Below are 15,252 nucleotides of genomic sequence, written 5' to 3'. Positions count from 1 at the left end.
CTTTTACTTCACGCTCCCAGTGCGTCCAGCAGTCGCGAAAGTTCCGCGACGGCATCGATGTTCATGGTCAAGAAGCCGTCAGGGCGTGCATCGCCTTCGGCTTCTGCGAAAATCTTCTCTGGGCCAGCGAGGAGTACTTCCTTAGCACCAGCAGCGCGAGCAGCCTCCACTGCCGCAGAGCCAGATGCTGCGTACTCGCCGTCAGCGCCACAGAGAATAACGATTGGAGCAGCCTGAGCTGCCTCCGCGAAAGCATCCTCGCCTGGTACAACCTGACCAGGGTTGATGGTCTCGATGCCACCGGAAGCCATGAGGTTGGTGGTGAAACCAGTACGGATGTTGTGCTTAGCAAGCGGACCCAGTGGCAGCAGTGCTACCTTCGGGCGCTCGCCGTTAGCTGCCAAGAAATCATCGGAGCGGTTACGCAGTGCTTCGAAATCCGAAGCCCAACGACGAATTGGCTCAGCCGCTGGACGAGCAGCTGGAGACAACGGAGCCTCGAGCAAGTTAGGGAACTCGTTGATTGCGGTGACCTTGGTGCGACGGTGGGCGATGTCAGCGCGACGCTGCTCCCATGCTTCGTCGATAGCTTCGCGGATAGTTGGCTCTGCCTTGACGAAACCGTCTGCAGACTCAACGCCCTGGAAGATCTCCCAAGCGCGGTTGCCCATCTCAGAGGTGAGCTCTTCTACGTAGTACGAACCGCCGGCTGGGTCAGCAACATAACCCAGGTGCGACTCTTCGAGAAGCAGCAGGTTGGTGTTGCGAGCAATACGGGTCTTGAACGTGTGGGTAACGCCTGGCTGGCCACCAACAACGGCGTAGTCGAACGGAAGAACTTCGACCGAGCTTGCGCCGCCGACACCAGCTGCGAAGGATGCAACGGTGCAACGAAGCATGTTTACCCATGGGTCACGCTGCGAGAACATGACTGGAGCAGTAACCATGTGCATCGGTGCTGCACCAGCTTCAGGTGCACCCAGAACCTCTGCGACGCGAGCCCACAGGGCACGTGCAGCGCGGATCTTTGCGATGGTGTTGAACTGGTCGTCAGTAGCCGTGAAGCGGAATGCGATCTGGCCAAGGGCTTCAGCTGGTGTCAGACCAGCATCAACGAGAGCACGTAGGTACGTCACACCGACGGACAGTGCGTAGCCAATCTCCTGAGTATCGGTTGCACCCAGGTTCGAGAACACTACTGCATCAACCAGGAACGCGCGGACGTTACCTGGGCGACGGGCTGCTGCTACAGCTAGCTCTACTGCCTTGTCCATGTCAACGCTGTCAATGCCAGCGAAAGTACAGGTCAAAGGAGCTGCGGACAGGGTGATGTCGATGCTGTCAGGGTTTGAAACCTCAGCCTTGTCGACGAACTCGTAGAGAGCTTCAGCGACCTCAGGTAGGTCAGCCCCCGCTTCCAAGTAGAGCGGTGCGAGATCTGGGTACACACCGTCGAAGACAGTGGCTAGATCAGCAGCGGTCAAATTGTCACGGAAGTCGATGCGAACATCGGTAGTGCCATTTGCGAGTGCAGACAGCAGCGCTTCGTTGATGTTCTTCGCCGAGAAATCGTTTGCAGCGGTGGCATCGCCACGGCCGAACGTTTCCATAACTCCCCAACCAGCACGGTCGGTTTCGCGGAGCTGTGCGCCACGAACGAATGGGAACTCTGCTGGAGCTGGTGCCTCAGCGAGATCGTCGGCACGCGTGTACAGCGGACGAACATCTACTCCGTCGTACGTGGTTTTGATGAGCTTCTTCCAGACATCCGTTGGGACATCTGCAATGTCTTTCTTCGATACACGGGCAAACACCTTGGCTACAGCTTCGTACCAAGAAGACTGGTTGCCTTCGAAGTCCGGCGGTAGTGGAGTCCCGGCGGCTTCGGGGGCCGTACGGTCAGTCACGACAGACCTTCTCCCTTGCTTTTGCGTTAGCGCTGTATCCCGTCATGCTTCACCACTTCCGCGCAATTAGGTGCGACAACGCGGTGGTGGCAATGGCACAAAAGGCCAGCGACCTCCAATGAATTGGACCGTATGTGCTTGCTTTACCGATAGAAACTGGCAAATGGGCACACTGGCCACTGCAACTATCCTAATTAACCCTCAGTTTCCAGGTTGGTTGACCCGGGGTTCGACACCCCCGAGTACGCAGGTCAGTCGTTTTCTGGTGTTCCGCAAGTAACCTCAAACGGGTGAAAGACAGCGAACAGTGGTCGCCGGATCGTGTCGCCGGACACGATTTACAGGGTTCTGTGAGGCAGCAGAAAACCGCTCCAGTAGGTCAGGAGAAGAGTCGCCCACATGCGATTTTTCGGCGTGTGCTGCTCGTCATCTTGGCGTGTGCTGCAGTAGCTGTTGTCATCTTCATTGATGTGCCAGCCGTCTCGGATATTCGGCGCTGGGCAGATGAAACGGGTAACTGGTTCCCCATCGTCTTTTTTGCTGCCTACATCGGCCTCACTCAGTTTCCTATTCCCCGTACTGTCTTTACCTTGTCGGCTGGGCTTCTTTTCGGTCCGGCCTTGGGAATACTCATTGCAATCGTCGCAACGGGTGTATCGGCTGCCCTTTCGCTTAGTGTCGTTCGGTGGTTGGGGCGCGATTGGATTCGCGAGCATATCCGGCACCGACGCTTCTTAGAACTTGATTACCACCTTGAACAGCGCGGATGGCTAGCTGTGCTATCGCTGCGGATGATCGCGGGCGTCCCATTTTCAGTGCTTAACTATGCTTGCGCCTTATCATCGATCAGATTCTGGCCGTTCGCCCTGGCGACGGTCGTTGGCTCTGCGCCCGGCACCATCGCGGTGGTTTTGCTTGGCGACGCCCTCACCGAAGGCATGAACCCATGGCTAGTGGTAGTGACGGTGTTCTTTGTTCTTGTGGGAATTGCCGGATTAATTGTCGACTCGCGCATGCCAGTGGTCGAACGCGTCAAGGCTAACAACTAGACTGTCGAGTATGTATGCAGTGTTTGCTCGGTACCGTGGACGTTCGCGTCGTCGTGCAGATCATGTGCGCGCTTCTGCAGAAGCCTTGTCATCGCTGGAGAACGTCGGCGATGTTTCTGTTGTTGGTGTTGAGGAACTGCAGGCAACGCCTGAAACCGCAGTAGCAACGACAACGTTGGTTCTCGCACTATTGGCTGCAGGTGACTGGGCAATGGGCATTGGAGTCTGTCCCCGTGCAAAGACGGCAGACAGTGCGACTTCAGCAGCACAAAGTGTGCTAGGTAAAGGCGGTCGCGCTGGAACTGTCAAGGTCCGAGTGCGTACTAATGACCCTGCAGGCAAGCCATTCGGTGATGACATCTCAGCGGCATTCACTCTGCTGCACCACGTTATTTCGCGACGATCCCCCGAAGGTCGTGAAGCAACCAGCCTCGTTCGCGCGGGCTGGACGCAGGTCGAAGTTGCGGAAGAGCTCGGTGTCTCGAAGCAGGCTATCAACCAGCGTCTGCAAGCTGCTGGTTGGCATGCGGAGGAAGCTGGTTGGTCTTTGGCCGTACACCTGCTGGAACGCGCAAACGAACTATAGGAACGCGGCATCAGTTGGCCGTCCTGCACCGGGTTTCGTCACCTCGGCGCCACTTTTGTGCTGTAGCGACTAGGACGATAGTTTTTCTCGTCCATGCTCCGTCAGCCACCAGGAATTGTCTGGTCCTGCTGGAATAATCTGCGTCGGATTGATGTCGGCGTGCACGACGTAATAGTGTGCCTTGATCTGGTCGAAGTCGACTGTCTCTCCGAAGCCAGGCGTTTGGTACAGGTCGCGGGCATACGCGCCCAGGTGCTCCATCTCTGAGAGCTTGTTTCGATTGCACTTGAAGTGGCCGTGATAGACAGCGTCGAAGCGCACTAGAGTGGTGAACAGTCGAATATCTGCCTCGGTGATGGAGTTGCCCATCAGGTAGCGTCGTGAAGCCAAGCGTTCTTCGAGCCAATCCAATGCGGTAAAGAGTCGGTCGTATGCGGAGTTGTACGCATCCTGACTACCCGCGAATCCACAGCGGTACACCCCATTGTTGACCTCGGTAAAGATGCGCTGCATGACCGATTCCATCTCATCGCGCGTCTCTTCTGGCCACAAGTTTGGCGCACCCTCTTTGTGGTGTTCAGCCCATTCAAACGAGAACGCACGGGTGATGTAGTCGAAATCATTGGTGACTACTTCCCCGGTCTGCGTATCGACGATCGCAGGTACTGTAATCCCGCGCTCGTAGGACGGGAATCGTTTGAAGTAAGCCTCTTGCAATCGCTCAATGCCGAGTACTGGATCCTTGCCGCCGGGATCCAAGTCGAAAGTCCACGACCGAGGATCATGGATAGGGCCAGCAAGACCCAAGGAAATCACGGAATCAAGACCCAGTAGTTGTCGAATAATGATTGAACGGTGAGCCCACGGGCAGGCCTTGGCAGCAATAAGCCGATAGTGTCCCGGAACAACAGGGATGCTATCGGTTATGTACCGCATATCGCGAGTGAACTCGCGATCCTTCTCGACGTACGTGCCTGGCGTGGTGTGTGCTTTAGAAGTTGTGTCCATGTCAACAATGATAGTTGACATGTCCACAACGGGCAAGGGTTGCTACTACCAGCGATTCTCGTCCTGAGGGGGTTGGAAAGGCTTAGATTGCTCGGCTGGCGCTTGCTGCGCGTGACGCGGCTGAACTGGCTGCGACTCCACTGGCTGTGCAGATGGTGCAGATGGTGCCGTTTGAGCTCCTGCTGCGTGTGCCCCGGCCTGAGGTGCTGCAGGTGGCTGGAATGGCGCCTGAGCTGGTAGTTCTGGCATATCCTCCAGTGATTCCTTGTCCTTTACGGACTTCCGCTTCGACTGGGCTTCAGCCATCGGGTCAGCTACTGGGCGATTAGCGACCTCGTTTGCCGCCGCCACGGCCTTTGCAATCTCAGGGTTGGTCGACATATCAAACCAATCGTCATCCTTGCCTTCCGCAACTTCACGGCGATCAGACTCGGACACAGCCGGTGGCTCGTAACGGAAAACGCCATCGGCATCCATCTTGCCGAATGCGCGGGCAAACGCCTCGAGGGAATCGCCGAACTGCGCTGGCACCATCCAGACAGTATTTCCGTCCTTGTTGGCAAGCTCTGGAAGCTTCTCCAAGTACTGCCAGGCAAGCAACTCTGGAGTCAGCTGGGAAGCCTTGACTGCAGCATTGACCTTCTGAATTGCACGCGCTTCGCCCTGCGCCTGCAAGTACTTAGCAGCTCGCTCACCTTCGGCGCGCAACATCGTCGCCTGGCGCTCAGCTTCAGCAGCCAAAATAGCAGCGTGCTTGTTACCTTCGGCGGCGAGAATCTGAGCCTGCTTGCGCCCCTCAGCGGTCTTAATATCTGCCTCGCGAGTACCCTCTGCCGTCAGAATCATGGCGCGCTTTTCGCGGTCAGCCTTCATCTGCTTTTCCATCGACTGCTGAATAGATGGAGGTGGTTCAATTGCCTTCAGCTCGACGCGGGCAATGCGCAGACCCCACTTCGCAGTTGCCTCGTCCAACTCGCCACGAAGACGGCGGTTGATGTAGTCACGCGACGTCAGCGTCTCTTCAAGAGTAAGACCACCGACGACGTCGCGAAGTGTGGCAGTTGTAATCTGCTCAATACCAAAAATGTAGTCGGCAATACCGTAAATGGCGCGCGCTGGATCGTTGACCTGGAATGTCACCACCGTGTCGATTGCGACCGTCAGGTTGTCCTCCGTGATCACAGCCTGTGGAGGGAACGTAACCATACGTTCACGCGTATCTACCTTTTCACGAACCCTGTCGATGATGGGGATGACGAAGCTAATGCCACCGGACACTGTGCGGGTGTAGCGTCCGAGTCGTTCGATAACTGCAGCTTCACCCTGTGGAATCAGAACAATTGTCTTGGCTACGAGAACAATGAAGAGAACCAGAAACGCGATGATAACTATGGTAGGACCCACTGGTTCACACCTCCTTATCTACGACGGCGGTATTGCCGTCGATATTGATGACCGTGACACGCGTACCAGGATCGATAGTGATGCCCGGGTCAATGGGGCGGGCAGTCCACAAATCGCCCGACAGCCGGATCAATCCGGAGTCGGCTGTGATCTTTTCGACGACCATCGCCGATTTTCCTGGAAGTGACTTTGGCGAAGACTCGACCTCATGCGAATGGTCGTTTGCTGTCATCTTGCGACGCAAGACCGGGCGAACCGCGCCCATCAGACCTGCAGTGCTGACAACGAACACGATGATGTCAACCCATACCGGAGTATCGGCTAGGGAAACGCCAGCAGCTGCTAGCGCACCACCGCCCAACATGAGCATGGACAAATCGCCGACAAGAAGTTCAGCGAATACAAACAGCAAACTCAGTCCGAACCAAATTAATGAAGCCACGCCCTCAGGCTACATTCATTCACGGATTTCCGAACGAAGAGTAATCCGTATTAACTATTTGCGATAACTAGAAGTCCAGGTGAGGTTCTGTAACAAAGTCGACGAGACGCTCAACTGCCCCGATAAGCGATGGCTCTAAATCACGGAAACTATTCACCGACGAGTACACGCGACGCCATCCGTCGGTCGGATCTCCCCAACCAAGCCTCTGGCACACCCCAGTTTTCCAATCTTCCCCATAGGGAACACTCGGCCACTCCCTGATCCCCACCGAAGCTGGCTTCACGGCTTGCCAAATATCGATGTAGGGATGCCCAGTTACCATCACGTTCTCTCCTACTCGTTGGGTCATCTTCGTCTCCTTGGAACCATCGACGAGGTGGTCGGCCAGCACACCAACCCGACGCTTAGGCCCAGGCTGGAACTCTGCGAGCTTCTCTCCCAAGTTGTCCAGTCCTTCCAAGTGTTCGACGACGACGCCTTCTACCCGCAGGTCGTGCCCCCAAACTCGCTCGACAATGGCCGCGTCATGGATGCCCTCCACCCAGATTCGGCTTGGCAGCGCAACTCGTGCCTGCACGTTCTCCACCTTGCGGGAACCAGAAGCCGATCGCACCGTCCGCGGATCGACCTTCTTGGGTGCCGGGCGGGTGAGCGTAACTGGGGACCCGTCGATAAGAAAACCGCCAGGGCGCATTTTGAACAATTTGTTCTTGCCGTGGCGATCTTCGAGGCGCACAAACTCTCCGTCCGGCGTGCGCTCGCAACCAATAATGGCACCGACATAACCATCGAGGATTTCTTCAACGACCAACCCATTGTCCGCAGGCACTTCTGGCACTACCGGCCGTTGGCGGCGCTGATGCCCCTTCGCACCTGCGAAAATGTCTTGTCCTGCATATGGATCGCGAGAAGAATGTCGGTAGCTCATGGTGGCACTAGATTAGCAGCAACAAGGCGTCACTCGATGTCGCCCTTTGCCCTGCACACTTATCAAATCCCGCGCACCCATCGGCTACAGTGTGAGCGTTATGAAACGTACAGTCATCCACGAAGTTTGGACTCCAACTCAGCACCTCGCGCTATGGCTTGGTGCCTGGGTTACTGGTCACGAGGGATATGACTTCGTTTACGATGCCCTCGGACGCCTCGGCGGACCAGGCGCTTTGCTTGACGACGGTCCCAGCGTCGGCTTCGAGCTCACGGATGCGACAATCCCCGATGTTCTCGATGCGGATTCAGGCCTTGGCCGTGCAGACTTCCTGCGGTTGATTCGTGCGGTCACAGATGGCTCGGAATGGTCGCGCGAAACTGAGCCACCGGTACGCCTCATCTTGTCCGGTGCGGGAGATCCCCCAATGTTGCCTGCCGGCTTGGAGGTGGCACGCGAGGCGGCTGCTGCGGGAGCCGCGATCGTCGTCAAGGATGCCGAGCCAGAGTGGTCACACATCATTGTTCCAGCTCATGGGGGGAAACCGTGGCAGTGGTTTTCTACGGATGAATTGCTGCCGCAGCCACATCACCTGGGAATTGGTGAGGCTGACTACATGCTGGCGGAAGCGACCCGCCAGACCGCAGCCACGATTGCAGCGATGAATCCAGGTGCTTCAGCAGTTTCTGCACGGGGGATTCGTGGTTCGTCGACCCCCGATCCCCAGCTCATGGTTGGCATGCTGGATGATCACTTTGACCTTGCCCACATTCCTGATGCGGTGCCACGGCGGGCAGCATCGCTCATTGCTCGGGCAGACAAAGTGGCCTCCATTGTGACCGTTGCCCAAGGCGCGGAATCAGGCGTCGGTTCGGCAACGTTCGATCCGCAGCTCATTCCGTTGTGGTGCAACATTCGCATGGCCAGAATCGCAGCCGTTGATTACGCCGTGCGAGAATGGGCGGCTGACTTCTAGCTGGCGTTTCGCTGACCACTAGCCACCGCTGAGCGGGTTACTAGCGCTGTGGCCGGCGCGTGGGCGTGCAGCAATTCGCTGCACACGAAGTGCCGTTGCACTGGGCACCGAGCAATGGCTCGGTGCCCAATCTACGGGCAGGAGCCCCTTCGGTTCGTTCCTTGATCAGTTCCACAACCATTTCAGCAAAAGACCTTGACGGCCCTGGCGTTGCTACGCGTTCGATCGCGATGTCATGATGAGCCATCTCATCCTGCAATTCAGAATCGAGATCCCACACCACTTCGATGTGATCCGAGATAAAACCAATCGGACACACAACCGCGGCATCGCAACCGTCCGCGACCAATGCCTCAACATGATCGACGATGTCCGGTTCCAACCACGGCACATGCGCCGGACCGGAGCGGGATTGCCAGACCACATCGAAGTCAGACACGCCAACCTGCTTTGCGACGAGCCCCGCCGCTTCCCTCACCTGACGCGAGTACAAGAAACCGCCGTCAGCTACAGGACCCGATGCCTTATCTGCAGAAACAGGAATGGAATGAGCAGTGAAGACGAGGCGAGCTCGGTAGCGACGATCATCTGGCAACTTTGCGTATGCAGCCTCTACTGCAGCCGCGTACTCTCCGATAAACAATGGGTGGTCGTGAAAACCACGGAGCTTTTCCATATGGAATGCTGCGTCACCGAGACTTTCCCGTGCAGCGTCGATATCTTCCAGATACTGGCGACACCCTGAGTAGCCAGCCCATGCGCTCGTTGCAAAAACAAGTGCGTTCTGTACCCCAGCGTCTGCCATTTCACGAACAGTGTCGTTCACCATCGGATGCCAGTTGCGGTTACCGAAGTACACAGGCATCGATATGCCCTGACGGGTCAACTCTGCTTCGACGTTGGCAATGATCTCGCGGTTCAAATCATTAAGTGGGGATTTGCCACCGAAATGGAAGTAGTGCTCGCCTACTTCGTCGAGACGCTCTGGCGGAATACCACGACCGCGGGTCACGTTCTCGAGGAACGGACGAACATCTTCGACCTGCTCAGGACCACCGAAAGACAGGAGCAATAATGCGTCGTATGGCACGTGCTCAGCATCTGCATGTGAATCGCAATGACCCGATGAATTCATGGTGTTGAGCATATCCGTTAGACGAAAGAGAAATGAAAACGAGTGCCTACTCCGGAACGCGTCGAGCCGACCACAGCGAACCCGCAGCTGATAACGCAAGCACAGCAAACGCTGCGATCAGCCATGGCCGAGGGTTCTCAGCGCGACGGAGTTCATAGCCGATGTCAGCTGTGAGTTCGCTATAGACATCGCGGAGCTGTTCCAACGACGATGCAGCGTAAAACTCCCCTTCAGTACGACGTGCAATCTCCATCAGCGAGTCATCATCATTCGGGACAGGTATCGTTTCGCCGTCGACCGTGATTTCACCTTCCCGCGTTCCAAAGGAAATCGTATTGACGGGAATGCCCGCCTTCGCAGCTTCGTCTGCCGCGGTGTACGCGCCACGAGGGTCGTCGAGTTCAGTAGGAATTGTCTGCTTTCCATCGCTCAGCATGACGACGGTCGCAGGTGGTGCGCCTTCGGTACCTTTGATTGACTCGCCAAACTGAGTAATCGCGTTCGTTGCCGCGGCGATAGCGTCGCCGGTTGCTGTGGCTGAGTCTAGGGTGGCACCTTCTAACGCTCGTGACACCGTCTCATGATCAGTTGTCGGGGTGACAGGAGTCTGCGTTCGACCTGAAAATGTCACGAGTCCAACGTTCAGATCATCCGGCAGTGAATCGATAAACTCCCGACCTGCTTCCTTCGCTGCGGTCAATCTATCCGGCTTGACATCTGTGGCTGACATTGAATATGAAACATCCACTACCAGCATGACTGTAGCGCGATTACGAGCCACTTTCGTCTCTGAAATGGGCCCCGCAATAGCAATCACCAACAGTGTCAAAGCTATAAGCGCTGACACTGGCCCGAGGTGTTTCAACCACGGATTACCTCTACCGCTGACGGACGCAACGATGGTGAAATTGCCGAAAGCAATCGCTCGTTCCTTCCGTTTGCGAACCACCCACGCATAGCCAACGCCGAAAACCACGGGTACTACCAGCGCGAGCAACCACCACGGATGCGCAAACCACGCAGTCATCAGCGCTCTCCCATCTGTCGGGCAAAGTCAGCGACCCAGTCATTATCTGTGCGCAGCGTGATTACTCGGGCACGTGCTCGTCGTAACGCAGTAAGCACGTCAATCTTATGTTCGGTTGCAGCCTGTTCATACCGGGCGCGGGTCTTGTCATCAATGGTGACTTCGAGAACTTCACCCGTCTCTGCATCCGCCATGACGACGGGACCATGCCCAGGCAATGCCTCATCCGCAGGGTCAACCAGTCGGATAGCTAGCACTTCGGTACGTGCACCTGCAACGCGAAGGGCCTGTGCCCAATTTATAGGGCCCAAGAAATCGGAAATGACAACGATGAGGCCTGCGCGTGGGGCCCGGTTGGCGATAGATGCGATATCCGAGTCGAGCGTTCCACCACCTTCATGTACGGCGACAGCCTGCACGAGTCGCATGGAGTGAGCTCGACCGGCCGATGGCGGTATGACTGTGGAATCAGCGATCAACCCGGTTCGGTCGCCTGGCCCGTCGTTGAGCAAAGCAACGGCCGCAGTGGCGGCGGTAAGGAGATGGCGCTTCGATGTTGGACCCGAACCCGTCGACAGCCTCGCTGCGCAGTCAGCGATCACCCAGCATTCGAGTTCGCGCTCCGCCTCTGGATCACGAACATGCGCAATGCCCGTTCGTGCAGTGACCGCCCAATCCATTCGCCGGATATCATCGCCAACGACGTACTCGCGGGCGGAATCAGGATCGGTACCAGGGCCTGGATCTGCAGACGGAAAGGAACCACGCAGAAGACCATCGAGGCGACGAGTGACCGTGAGCTCCAGAAACCGGAGAACCCTACTCAGGTCCTCGGTAACTGGTTGCTGCGCTGGCTGCTCACTCATGCCTGGCCGGATACCTGTGGCAAACGAACTCGAGACAGCACCTGATCAATAATGTATTCAGGGGTAATGCCATCGGCGAGGCCTTCGTAAGAAAGAACTAGTCGGTGGCGCAGGACATCAGGAATCACCTCGGTGATGTCCTCTGGGATTACGTAGTCGCGTCCCTTCAACACGGCATTGGCTCGAGCCGCAGCAATAGTGCCGAGTGTCGCACGTGGCGACGCACCGTAACTGAGCCAACGCCCAACATCGGTCAGTTCTGCGCGCGAAGGATTACGCGTGAGTTCGACAACCGCCACAACGTAGTCGATCAGAGAATGATGCACAAAGACTTCCCGAGTCTTCTTCTGCAGCTCACGAACCACAACAGGTGTCAAAATCTGTCGCGCAGTCGGAGGTGTTGACCCCATCCGATAGACAATTTCGCGTTCCTCCGCAGGTGTTGGATAACCGACCTGAACTTTGAAGAGAAAACGGTCGCGCTGTGCCTCCGGCAATGGATACACGCCTTGGTTCTCAATCGGATTCTGCGTTGCCAACACCAGGAATGGCTCTGGGACACTACGGGTTACACCGGCGATTGACACCTGGTGCTCCGCCATGACTTCGAGAAGTGCAGATTGAACTTTCGCTGGTGCTCGGTTGATTTCGTCGGCAAGCACAACGTTTGCCATCACCGGACCAGGTTCAGTGATGAACTCGCCAGTGTCCTGCCGAAAAATACGCGTGCCGACGATGTCAGACGGCACTAAGTCCGGAGTGAACTGGATTCGCGAGAACGAACCGCCGATAACGGTGGCAAATGTTGAGACTGCCAGCGTCTTTGCAACGCCCGGAACGCCCTCAAGCAAAACGTGGCCGCCGGACAGCATCGCAACCACCAACTGGCGGCAGAGATGCTCTTGTCCGACGACCACCTGGCTCATTTCGGCCAGTACTCGCTGCAAATCTGGAGCAGATTCTGGAACCGTTGCGTTGGTATTGACGTTGACGGTCACAGAAGAACTCCTTTAGGCGGTGATTAGAGCAAACGAACGACGTTTGGTGTCATTCCGTTATAGCGGACTGGAGAAATCTTCACGACATCACCAGACTGCGGTGCTTCGATCATTGTGCCATCACCGAGGTAGATGGCGACATGTCCGTGTCCGTTCGGTCCCCAGAACAGCAGGTCACCACGCTGCATCTGTGACACTGGGTAGTGGGTGCCCTTCTGGTACTGGTAACCCGTGTAGTGCGGAAGCGTAATACCAACTGCCGCATATGCGTACAGGGTCAGGCCAGAGCAGTCGAAGCCAATTTTGTTGTAGTCACCGTGAGAGTCTGCAACGCCACCATCGCGGATACCCTTGGTAGGGCCGTTAGCGTCACCGCCACCCCAGGCGTATGGCTGACCAAGCTGAGCCATGGCCCGAGAGATGACCAGTTCAATCTGCTGGTCGCGAGAGCCGGAGCTGGTGGAACCCTCTTCTGGGTTGCTTGGGGTCGAGGTCTGAACGGTCGTGCCTGTGGTGGTACCGGCCGTCGATTCGGTGCTATCCGAAGAAGACTCAGCGTTATCCGTCGTGGAGTCAGACGAGTCAGAATCCGTCGAGTCAGAATTGGTGGAGCTGGTGTCTGCATCGTCCGTGGATTCCGCTGCATCCGTTGGCTCTGCGTTGTCCGTGGATGCTGCCGAGTCGGAGGAACCAGTGGAATCAGACGTTTCTACTTCCTCGGTCGACTGTGCGGACTCGGAAGACTTCGGCGTAGTCGTCGATGGAGTCGTTGTGGTCGTAGATGTCGACTCTTCGGACTCTTCAGCAGACTCGTCCTGAGTAGTGCTGGTGGAACCATTCGATCCGTTCGACCCGGTCGACTCGTGTGCAGATTCAGAATCAGTAGAGGTAGATCCGGAACCCACGGTACCATCTTGCTCGGCCTGTTCAACAGCGGAGTCCGCTGCCTTCTGAGCTGCTTCGTTCTCTGCCTTACGACGTTCAGCGTCATTACTCCAACCAGGGCTGTCGGCATTTAGTGCCTCAACTGCCTTACGAGCTGCATCCAGGGCTGCCTGTGCAGAATCACGGTCAAAGACAGCCTTGTCGTACGCCGCCTGTTCGGTCTGCAACGCAGCAGTCGCCTCATCAAGAGCAGTCTGAGCATCCGTCTGATGCTTCGCTGCGACGTCCTCGGCCTGCTCGGCTCGATTCTTCTTCGCACGAAGATCCGATTCAGCGTTTGCATCCTTGGAGCGGGCACGGTCGAGGCGTTCGACGATCGCGCGCTGCTTATCAGCTTCACGACGAAGCGCAGCCGCACGGTTCAAAGCGTCCGATACACCCTCAGCGCCATTCAGCGATGGGCTGCCGTTATTGCCCTGTCGCATGACAGACCGAGCTATCTTGTCGAATTCTTGCTGTGCTTCTCGAAGCTGCTTACGCGTCGAGTTGAAAACCGCGCGGGCATCGTCAACTGCGCTACGTGCCTTGTCTGCATCGCTGCGTGCACGGTCCAGGTCAACCATCGACTTGTTGACGTCCTCACGAAGCGTTCCCATGCGAAGCTCAAGCTCCGCTACGGCACGCTCTCGTGTCGAGACGTCGGACACCAGGGTCTGCAAGACATTGTTGGCATCGCGTGCGGCACCTTCTGCCTGTGCAATGGTGTCGTCAGATACACGCTGCGGAGTTGCAGACGCGGTCTGTGCGTTCGTCGCGATGAATGCAGCGACAACGACACCTGCTACAGGCCGTGTCCAGCCTTTCGCATAAGAATTCCGGCTCAGTGCCACCTGGTCTCCTCGGTTAAATCAGCAAATCGTAAAGGGGTGACACTTGACTATCAATGACATGCGTACGAAACCGAGCCTTGCGACGATCGCCTCGTTGGCGACAGCGTAAAGCGCAGTCATGCACCCATGTCTGCGTAACGACATGCATTTTGTCCGAGAAGGCAACTTCCCCATTGCCTGGATGTGCATGTCTGCGACGCGAGTGACAGGAGTCAAGCATCATGACTAGAAAAGAATCAGCCAAATAGGCTTCTTCCTCACTAAGCATCATGGGAAACGCTACGGCACAGATGCAACTAAAAGAACAGTTGTCACAGAATTCTCATGCAATGCATTGGCTGTGACGATTTCGTTATCTATCGTGGCCTGCACTTTTGCTGGGGCATAGGAATATTGTGAGATGTGTCACATTTAGGGTGAAAGTCCGCGTGTCGTCGTGACTGGATCGTGATAACAGGTAGTCGAGACTGTCGCCCGTCAAGGAATGTCGCTTGACTAAGGGTGGATTTGTTACCAAAGAAGAGCGAGTTATCCAGAGTTTCAGTTGGAACTAGGCGTGGGAACGCTTCCACCACTGGACAATGAGGGTCGAGAAAATGGCCACGATGGCAATGCCGACGATCAGACTGTAGATAGTCCATGGGATCACCCAGTCAGTCAGCTCGGTGAGAAACTTGTTAAGTCCGTCCGGGTATTCCGATCCGGTTGAGACCATCGCGTACTGGGCCCGATCTAGCGCGGCGCGCGGAAATTCATCTGATGCCGCTGCGGCGAGTGATGGAGACCGCACTACCGCAGTACCGCCATCAGCCTCGACGATCTGGCGGGCTAGGTTCATGAGTTGTGCGTCGGACTGTGGATCTATGTCAATGGCGATAATTTTGAGGTTCTCGATACCTCGGCCATTGGCGTCGTCGACAAGTCCGCGGAGACTAGCTTCTAGTTGTGGGTTACTAGTGAATATCTGATCCTTGTGGAGTTCGCTCATAACCGAGTCGAAGTTGAGGTCCGAGACGGATACCTCAGTATTCGACTGCTGTGCTGCAGTGGTTGGCATGGTGCGCTCCTCGCATATCTCTTGATTTCCATAGGTTTACATAAGATCTACGGAAATTGATGGAAGCGTGGCCGGACTGTGTGGGATCACG

Annotated in this window: 14 protein-coding genes; 3 read left to right on the top strand and 11 right to left on the bottom strand. The window is 56.4% G+C overall.

What is annotated here, in order from left to right:
• Positions 1 to 8: 8 nt before the first annotated feature.
• A complete protein-coding gene (locus tag WG938_RS06035; protein ID WP_339978498.1) occupies positions 9 to 1,907 on the bottom strand; it encodes a methylmalonyl-CoA mutase family protein in 1,899 nt (632 codons plus the stop codon).
• Between the two features lie 290 nt (positions 1,908 to 2,197).
• Here WG938_RS06035 and WG938_RS06030 point away from each other — a divergent pair, with 290 nt between their 5' ends.
• Positions 2,198 to 2,956: a TVP38/TMEM64 family protein gene (locus tag WG938_RS06030; protein ID WP_339978496.1), complete on the top strand. Its 759-nt coding sequence runs from the start codon at positions 2,198 to 2,200 to the stop codon at positions 2,954 to 2,956.
• A 10-nt stretch (positions 2,957 to 2,966) separates the two neighbouring features.
• A complete protein-coding gene (locus tag WG938_RS06025) occupies positions 2,967 to 3,542 on the top strand; it encodes a helix-turn-helix transcriptional regulator (RefSeq protein WP_339978494.1) in 576 nt (191 codons plus the stop codon).
• Positions 3,543 to 3,611: 69 nt separating this feature from the next.
• On the opposite strand, the gene WG938_RS06020 is transcribed toward WG938_RS06025, so the two are convergent.
• The 4 genes from WG938_RS06020 to WG938_RS06005 form a co-directional block, all read right to left on the bottom strand.
• Positions 3,612 to 4,550: a glutathione S-transferase family protein gene (locus WG938_RS06020; protein WP_339978492.1), complete on the bottom strand. Its 939-nt coding sequence runs from the start codon at positions 4,548 to 4,550 to the stop codon at positions 3,612 to 3,614.
• Positions 4,551 to 4,595: 45 nt separating this feature from the next.
• On the bottom strand, positions 4,596 to 5,954 hold the full coding sequence (locus WG938_RS06015) for an SPFH domain-containing protein (RefSeq protein ID WP_339978490.1): 1,359 nt from the start codon (positions 5,952 to 5,954) through the stop codon (positions 4,596 to 4,598).
• 4 nt (positions 5,955 to 5,958) lie between these two features.
• Positions 5,959 to 6,396: an NfeD family protein gene (locus tag WG938_RS06010; protein WP_339978488.1), complete on the bottom strand. Its 438-nt coding sequence runs from the start codon at positions 6,394 to 6,396 to the stop codon at positions 5,959 to 5,961.
• Positions 6,397 to 6,463: 67 nt separating this feature from the next.
• Positions 6,464 to 7,327: a DUF3097 domain-containing protein gene (locus tag WG938_RS06005; protein ID WP_339978486.1), complete on the bottom strand. Its 864-nt coding sequence runs from the start codon at positions 7,325 to 7,327 to the stop codon at positions 6,464 to 6,466.
• Between the two features lie 100 nt (positions 7,328 to 7,427).
• Between WG938_RS06005 and WG938_RS06000 the strand changes: the two genes are divergently transcribed.
• Positions 7,428 to 8,303: a hypothetical protein gene (locus WG938_RS06000; protein WP_339978484.1), complete on the top strand. Its 876-nt coding sequence runs from the start codon at positions 7,428 to 7,430 to the stop codon at positions 8,301 to 8,303.
• 40 nt (positions 8,304 to 8,343) lie between these two features.
• Here WG938_RS06000 and WG938_RS05995 read toward each other — a convergent pair whose 3' ends face one another.
• The 6 genes from WG938_RS05995 to WG938_RS05970 form a co-directional block, all read right to left on the bottom strand.
• Positions 8,344 to 9,438 carry a ferrochelatase gene (locus WG938_RS05995; protein WP_339978482.1) on the bottom strand — a complete coding sequence of 365 codons (1,095 nt, stop codon included), beginning with the start codon at positions 9,436 to 9,438 and terminating at the stop codon, positions 8,344 to 8,346.
• Between the two features lie 46 nt (positions 9,439 to 9,484).
• Positions 9,485 to 10,465, bottom strand: a complete 981-nt coding sequence (locus WG938_RS05990) for a VWA domain-containing protein (RefSeq protein WP_339978480.1) — start codon at positions 10,463 to 10,465, stop codon at positions 9,485 to 9,487.
• Complete coding sequence (locus tag WG938_RS05985; RefSeq protein WP_339978478.1) at positions 10,465 to 11,331, bottom strand: DUF58 domain-containing protein; 867 nt, start codon at positions 11,329 to 11,331, stop codon at positions 10,465 to 10,467. The genes WG938_RS05990 and WG938_RS05985 overlap by 1 nt, the downstream gene beginning before the upstream one ends.
• A complete protein-coding gene (locus WG938_RS05980) occupies positions 11,328 to 12,329 on the bottom strand; it encodes an AAA family ATPase (RefSeq protein ID WP_445228188.1) in 1,002 nt (333 codons plus the stop codon). The genes WG938_RS05985 and WG938_RS05980 overlap by 4 nt, the downstream gene beginning before the upstream one ends.
• A gap of 23 nt (positions 12,330 to 12,352) precedes the next feature.
• Positions 12,353 to 14,104 (bottom strand): DIP1281 family NlpC/P60 protein, encoded by a 1,752-nt coding sequence (locus tag WG938_RS05975; RefSeq protein ID WP_339978476.1) that lies wholly within the window; start codon positions 14,102 to 14,104, stop codon positions 12,353 to 12,355.
• Between the two features lie 550 nt (positions 14,105 to 14,654).
• Positions 14,655 to 15,161, bottom strand: a complete 507-nt coding sequence (locus WG938_RS05970) for an Rv1476 family membrane protein (protein WP_339978474.1) — start codon at positions 15,159 to 15,161, stop codon at positions 14,655 to 14,657.
• Positions 15,162 to 15,252 lie beyond the last annotated feature (91 nt).

The sequence above is a fragment of the Corynebacterium sp. H113 genome (assembly GCF_037572315.1).
Classification (GTDB): domain Bacteria; phylum Actinomycetota; class Actinomycetes; order Mycobacteriales; family Mycobacteriaceae; genus Corynebacterium.
Note: the sequence above shows the minus strand (reverse complement) of the source record. Positions and strands in the feature narration are given on the sequence as shown.